Source organism: Rhizobacter sp. P3_B12, from assembly GCF_056402895.1.
Map to the genome: position 1 here is coordinate 1 of NZ_JBFUGN010000286.1, position 6,532 is coordinate 6,532.

Below are 6,532 nucleotides of genomic sequence, written 5' to 3' on the forward strand. Positions count from 1 at the left end.
GTGCGGACGATCCCGAGTGGCACCAACGCCGGCACCCGAACGACGTGGTACCTGCACCCGGACAACACCGGTGGCCTGGCCTTCGAGAGCGAGGTCAACTCACCGACGAGCCCGAGCGCCGCGAACCCGGCCGTCACGAGCAACCGCCACTACCTGAGCGCCGGTGGCCAGAGCCTCGGTGTGCTGGTCACCACTGGAGCGMTGCCAGCACTCGGCGCCACGCAGACCGCACCGCCCGTSCAGTCGAGCCTGAGCGCRGTGAARCTGGAGTACTGGCACAAGGACCAYCTGGGMAGCATYGCAGCGACRACGGACCACAACGGCGACGTGACGGCCCGCGACGCGTACGACCCGTTCGGCAAGCGGCGCTTCGCCAACGGCAACTACGACGCGGCTGGCACGCTCGTCATTGACTGGAGCCAGGCCGTCAACAGCGGCACCGACCGCGGCTTCACCGGCCATGAGCAGCTCGACGACATCGGGCTGACGCACATGAATGGGCGCTTGTACGACGCCACCATCGGCCGCTTCCTGTCGACAGACCAGCTCGTCAGCGACCCGTCGGACCTGCAGGCCTACAACCGCTACAGCTACGTGCGCAACGATCCGCTGGCGAGGACGGACCCGAGTGGCTGGGCGGATCTGCAGGCGAGCAAGACGTGGGATCCGACCAGCATCTGCCGCCCGAAATGCCACGGCGTCACCGTTCCGAGCCGGTTGGCCAGCCCTTCGGCGACGCCGCAATCGACGGTCAAGACGACGCCTGAGAAGACGTCGCCCGACGATCAACAGCAAGGAGCAACAGCCGCAAAAGGCGCAGTGGCGCCAGCAGCAGCGATCGGAGCACCCGGCGGTCCAGTTCTCAGTGACGCCGATATTGATCGAGCGGCGGGCAGAGTTACATCGTCGATCACGCGCACCGTAGGAGAAGGCTTGCTTCGGGTTGCGGACAAGCTTGACGATTTCAACCAGAGTGACTTTGGGCATGCGCTGCAAGCCTTGCCACCTGAAGGGGCGGCGGTTGGTACGATCAAGGGTGGTCTGATTTGGCTAGGACGCGCCGCGACGGTTGCCGAGGAAGCATCCATAGTCGCAAAGAGTGGGGTTCAGATCCTCGAGAGGGAAGGCAATGTCGTAATCGTCTCCTTCACGGTTGCCAAGGGTGAAGCGCGTGTTATGGCGGAAGTGATCAGGGACGGAGACCGACTCATCTTGAGAGGCGCTCACATTGAGGGGAATGGAACACTGAAGGAAGCGCTGTCAGCGGCCAAAGCGTTCGGACGCGAGCAGGGCGTAAAGGAAGTTGTAATCGAGGGTGGTGCGCGCACGACAGGTGCCAACCCCGGACATTTCCCTCGTCCCATAACCATCGGAACAGGACTATGACGACACTTACGATGACTTCTTGGAAAAAAGGGCTTCAGGTGATCTCGCTCACCGAGGCAGTCAAGCAGTATTCGACGGGCTCATTGATCCGAGCCAAAGCGGAGGTCGAACGCCTGTTGGCGGGAGAGTTGGTCACGCTCGAGTTCGAGTCCGAATCGGCCAAGAATGAATTCCAAGGGAAAGCGGAAGAACTTGGTGTGATTTTCGATTGATTCCTCACGGCAAACCATGAACTCCATTGCCGCCTCGGTCAGGAGGGCGATGTCGATTGTGTCGTGAGCCGTGGGCCAAGATCCAACGACATGGTTGACTACCACAAGTGACGCACATGACCTGGGAATATAGAGTGATGAATCGCGACGCCGAGTTGGCGATCTACGAAGGTTTACTACCATGACGACGGAAGAATCCAGGGGTACAGCGCGACCCCCGCGGTTCCTGCAGGCGAGACCATAGAAGAGCTGAGAGGCAACTGCGACCTCTACATGGCGGYACTCGCAAAGCCGGTATTTGAATATCGCGATTGACCATCTACTGCCGCAACGAGTGCTGCCTGCTGCAGGTCAAATGGCGCTACCGTGTCGACGAAAACGGCATTCAGCATCAGTCCGAGCTTGAGGAACCGTGAAGGAGACATGATCTTGCCGCGTCAACACGAAACACCAAAGAAGGCGATGCCGGCCCACCCGGCGAGCAACACCTTGCTGTCCGCCGAAACGCTGGCCAAGGCGGCCGAGCTGTTCGGCGGGCAAGAGGAGGCGCAGCGCTGGATGTCGTCGCCCGTCATGGGGCTGGACGGCGCCCGCCCGGTCGAATTGCTCCGTACCTTGCAAGGCGCCCAGCTCGTCACCGAGTTCCTCGAGCGCTTCGAGCACGGCGTCTACAACTGATCTCGAACTGCAACGTGCCTCAGGCCGCTACCGCCAACGCTCGCAAGCCCGCTTGTCGATCGACACGCGGCTGAACCCACCGCTCGAGCGCTGACGCGTTCTGGATCGACTTGGCCACCTGCACGCCGTGGGCATAGGCGGTCGTGACGCAGGGGTGCAGAAAATTCGTCACCTCGCCGGCCGCATACAAGCCGGGCAGGCCCGGCACCGCCCCGTGGCGGTCGACCTCGATGCAGCCGTCGTCCAGCGCGAGCCTCAGCCCCGCCGGAATGCTGGCCTCGAAGCCGTACTGCACGCCGATCACGTCGAACACCTGTCCGTCGACCGTCATCGCCGACTGGCTCGCCTCGAACGGCCCGACGTGCACGCACTCCGGCGCCACCTGTTTCAGCAGCAACGCCTGCGCACGCGGCGGGCGCCGGCAGAAGATCTCGACGCTGGCCGCGCCACGCCGCTGGGCGAAGACGGCCTGGTCGAATGCGTTGTCGCCGCCGCCGAGAATCGCCACCCGCTTGCCGGCCACGGCGATCCGCTCCATCGCCACGCCGGGCCCGATGCCCACCGTGTCCGACGGCACGAAGCCGCCGCGGCGCGGTTTCGATCCGGTCGCGATCACGACATTGCGCGCCCGATGAACCGCGCCGCGCCCCGACACCTCCCAGCCCAGCCCGCTCGCGCGCGGGCGGATGCCAGTGACCCAGAAGCCAAGGCTGTGCGGCACGTTCGCCGACTCCAGGTGATCCTGCAGCTGCGCGGCCACCTGCTGGCCCGTCCTGCCCTGCAGCCCGGGGATCCAGCGGTTGGTGTACGGGCTGTTCAACTGCAGCCCGCCGACCGCCGAGCCCGCCTCCAGCAGCAGCACGTCCATCCCCAGCTGGTGCAGCCACAAGGCACAGGCCGCACCGGCCGGGCCGCCACCGATCACCACCGCGTCGTTCATCGTCGTTCCTTGTGCTCGGGCGCCACCGTTGGCGCACCGAAGCAGCATCCGGGAACGACCCGTCCGCCACGCGCCGGTTTGCGAAGCCGGCGCCGGTGGGGCGAAACCCGCTCAGTCCTGCAGCGCAGCCGCCGCCTGCTGCACCCGTCCCACGTCCGCCTTCACCGCCTTCGCGATCTCGCTGCCGTAGCCGCTGTCCGCCTTGTAGAAGTGCGACAGCATCGCGTACTTCACCGCGTCGTTGTCGACCCGGCCCAGGTCGCCGGCCAGGTTGGCGATCAGGCTCGATTGCTCCTTCTTCGACAGCGAGCGCCAGAACTCGCCGGCCTGCCGGAAGTTCAGCGTCTTCGCGATGCGCGCCTGCTGCGTGCCACCGGCCAGCGGCAGGCTGCTCGACTTGTAGGCCGCGTCGGCCGGCAACGGCCGCAGCCGCGACGGCTCGTAGTTGACAAGACCCGTGCGCGCCCCGGCATTCGCGTTGCCGTCCTGGTTGTTGTCGGCCACCACCACCTTCGGCGCATTGATCGGCAACTGCTGCACGTTGGTGCCGACGCGGTGGAACTGCGTGTCGTTGTAGCTGAACAGCCGCCCCTGCAGCAGCCGGTCTTCCGAAGCTTCGATGCCCGGCACCAGGTTGCCCGGCGCGAACGCGCTCTGCTCGGTCTCCTGGAAGATGTTGGCCGGGTTGCGGTTCAGCGTCATCGTGCCGACCTTGGTCTCGGGCACGCCGGTCCACACCTTGGTCGCGTCCAGCGCGTTGAAGTCGAAGCCGTCGAGCTGCTCGGGTTTCAGCAGCTGCACGTACAGGTCCCACTTCGGGAAGTTGCCGCTGGTGATCGCGTTGATCAGGTCCTCGCTCGCATGGTTGAAGTTGCGGCCCTGCAGCGCCGCGGCCTCGGCGCCACTCAGGTTCTTCTCGCCCTGCAGCGTCTTCCAGTGGAACTTCACGTAGGTGTACTGGCCCTGCGCATTGACGAACTTGTAGGCGTGCACGCTGTTGCCGTCCATGTTCCGGTAGCTGGCCGGCGTGCCGAGGTCGGAGTAYAGCCGCGTCAGCATGTGCGTCGATTCCGGCTGCTGCGAGAAGAAGTCGAAGAAGCGGTTCGGGTCCTGCACGTTGGTGTCGGGGCTCGGCTTCAGGCTGTGCACCATGTCCGGGAACTTGATCGCATCGCGGATGAAGAACACCGGCAGGTTGTTGCCGACCAGGTCCCAGTTGCCTTCGCTGCTGTAGAACTTGGTCGCGAAGCCGCGCGGGTCGCGCAGCGTCTCGGGCGAGTGGTTGCCGTGGATCACCGTCGAGAAGCGCACGAACACCGGCGTGCGCGTGCCGGGCGTGAACAGCTTCATGCGGGTGACGGCCGACAGATCGGCGCTCGCGACGAACTCGCCGTGCGCACCGGTGCCGCGCGCATGCACCACGCGCTCGGGGATGCGCTCGCGGTCGAAGCGCTGCAGCTTCTGGATCAGCTGCACGTCCTGCAGCAGCACCGGCCCGTTGGGGCCGGCGGTCTGCGAGTTCTGGTTGTCGCCGACCGGCGCGCCGTTGTCGCGGGTCAGCGTGGGGGGCGATGTCTGCGCCTGCGCGGCTGTGGTGGCGATGGCGGCCACGGCCAGCAGCAGCGGCAGGGCGCCGCGACGAAGTTGACTGTTCATGTTCTGCTCCACTGAAGTCGATGTGCGTGGAGCTTATGAAGCCGGCCCCTCCGCGGGAAGTTGAGAACTTCAGCGGGTTCGATTCACAGCGTCAATCAGGCCGCCGTGGCCAGCGTGCGGCGCAACGGTCTCACGCCCTCGGGCAGGTCGTCTGCCAACACATCGGCCAGCAGCTGCAGGTCGGTGGCGCGTGGATGGCCCGCGCGCCAGACCATGCCGATGCGCCGTGATTGCCCTTGCGCCAGCGGCCGCACCACCAGGCCGCTGTCGCCGCGGCGCCGCACCGAGAGGGCGGGCATCAGCGTGCAGCCCATGCCGGCCGCCACCAGCTGCCGCAAGGTCTCCAGGCTGCTGGCGCGGAAGTCGCAGCCGTCGTCCTGCGTCGACTCATGCTGGCCGCAGGCTTCCAGCGCATGGCCGCGCAGGCAGTGCCCGTCGGTCAGCAGCAGCAGCTTCAGCTCGGCCAGCACGGCCAGCGGCACGGCGTCGTGGGATGCGATCTCGTGGTGCGGCGGCGCGGCGACGAAGAAGGGCTCATCGAACAGCGCCTGCTCGACGAAGCCGGGCTGCGGCATCGGGCCGGGCAGCGCGACGATGGCCACGTCGAGCAACTGGTCGGCCAGCTTGTCGGCCAGGTGGCGCGTCATCTCCTCGTGCACCACCAGCCGCAGCTTCGGGTAGCGCTGGCGCACCAGCGGCAGCAGCCAGGGCAGGTAGTAGGGGGCGAGCGTCGGGATCAGCCCGATGTTGAGGGCGCCTTGCAGCGGGCCGCTGCGCAGGTTCTTCAGCTCGAGGATCTGGTCGGCCTCGGCCAGCAGGCGGCGCGCCCGCTCCACCACCAGCTCGCCGATCGGCGTCAGCGACGGCTGCTTGCCGCTGCGATCGAGCAGCGCGAGCCCGAGGTAGTCCTCGAGCTTGCGCAGCTGGGTGCTGAGCGTGGGTTGTGTCACATGGCAGGCCTCGGCCGCGTGTCCGAAATGGCGGTGCTCGGCGAGCGCCACCAGGTAGCGCAGTTCGCGCAGTGTCATCGTTGTCTCCCTTGTCGCGCCGAGTATTGCCAGCGTGGGGGAGGGCGGCGATTTCTTTTGTGATGCGCGCCGATTGGGAATTTGAATCGCAGGGGCTTGACTTCGCGCCGGCCGTGTCAGGCCACGTGCGAGATCAGCACCCCCGGTGCCGGCTGCTGCTGGCCGTCGGCGGTGCCGGCCTCGCTGCCGGTGCTCGCCGCCGGCAGCCGCCGCACCGCGACGCCGACCGACATCATGTCGACCACCAGCAGGTGCAGGATGYGCGAGATCATCGAGACGAAGGTGCTCGCGTCCTCGCTGTGCTCGACCGGGATGCACACCGTCGACTTGCGCGCGAGCGGCGACTGGCTGGCGGTGATCGCGATCACCTTCGCGCCGCGTTCCATCGCGAGCCCGGCCGCGCGCGACAGCTCCGGCGGCTGCCCGGAGCTGGAGATGAACACCGCCACGTCGCTCGACCCGAGCAACTCGGCCGCCATCGAATGCATCGACGGATCGGTGTGCGCGACCGACGAGATCCGGAAGCGGAACAGCTTGTGCTGCGCATCCAGCGCGACGATCGCCGAGTTGCCCATCGCGTAGAACTCGACGCGACGCGCCTCGCGCAGCAGCGAGATCGCGCGGTCCACCGC

General features: G+C 66.5%; 7 protein-coding genes. 3 read left to right on the forward strand and 4 right to left on the reverse strand.

Annotation, left to right across the window (positions count from 1 at the left end; genetic code table 11):
* From AC1D01_RS16130 to AC1D01_RS16140, 3 genes are all read left to right on the forward strand, one after another.
* Positions 1–1,386, forward strand: a 1,386-nt coding sequence (locus AC1D01_RS16130) for an RHS repeat-associated core domain-containing protein (protein WP_477867938.1), incomplete at its 5' end; no start/stop codon positions are given.
* Between the two features lie 11 nt (positions 1,387–1,397).
* On the forward strand, positions 1,398–1,598 hold the full coding sequence (locus AC1D01_RS16135; protein ID WP_477867940.1) for a hypothetical protein: 201 nt from the start codon (positions 1,398–1,400) through the stop codon (positions 1,596–1,598).
* A gap of 423 nt (positions 1,599–2,021) precedes the next feature.
* Positions 2,022–2,276, forward strand: a complete 255-nt coding sequence (locus AC1D01_RS16140; RefSeq protein WP_477867942.1) for an antitoxin Xre/MbcA/ParS toxin-binding domain-containing protein — start codon at positions 2,022–2,024, stop codon at positions 2,274–2,276.
* 19 nt (positions 2,277–2,295) lie between these two features.
* On the opposite strand, the gene AC1D01_RS16145 is transcribed toward AC1D01_RS16140, so the two are convergent.
* The 4 genes from AC1D01_RS16145 to AC1D01_RS16160 all read right to left on the reverse strand — a co-directional run.
* Complete coding sequence (locus AC1D01_RS16145; RefSeq protein WP_477867944.1) at positions 2,296–3,216, reverse strand: NAD(P)/FAD-dependent oxidoreductase; 921 nt, start codon at positions 3,214–3,216, stop codon at positions 2,296–2,298.
* Between the two features lie 111 nt (positions 3,217–3,327).
* A complete protein-coding gene (locus AC1D01_RS16150; protein ID WP_477867946.1) occupies positions 3,328–4,872 on the reverse strand; it encodes a catalase in 1,545 nt (514 codons plus the stop codon).
* A gap of 95 nt (positions 4,873–4,967) precedes the next feature.
* Positions 4,968–5,900, reverse strand: coding sequence for a LysR substrate-binding domain-containing protein (locus AC1D01_RS16155; RefSeq protein WP_477867948.1), 933 nt, complete (start codon positions 5,898–5,900; stop codon positions 4,968–4,970).
* 116 nt (positions 5,901–6,016) lie between these two features.
* Positions 6,017–6,532: SIS domain-containing protein (locus tag AC1D01_RS16160; protein WP_477867950.1), on the reverse strand; the 516-nt coding region annotated here is incomplete at its 5' end.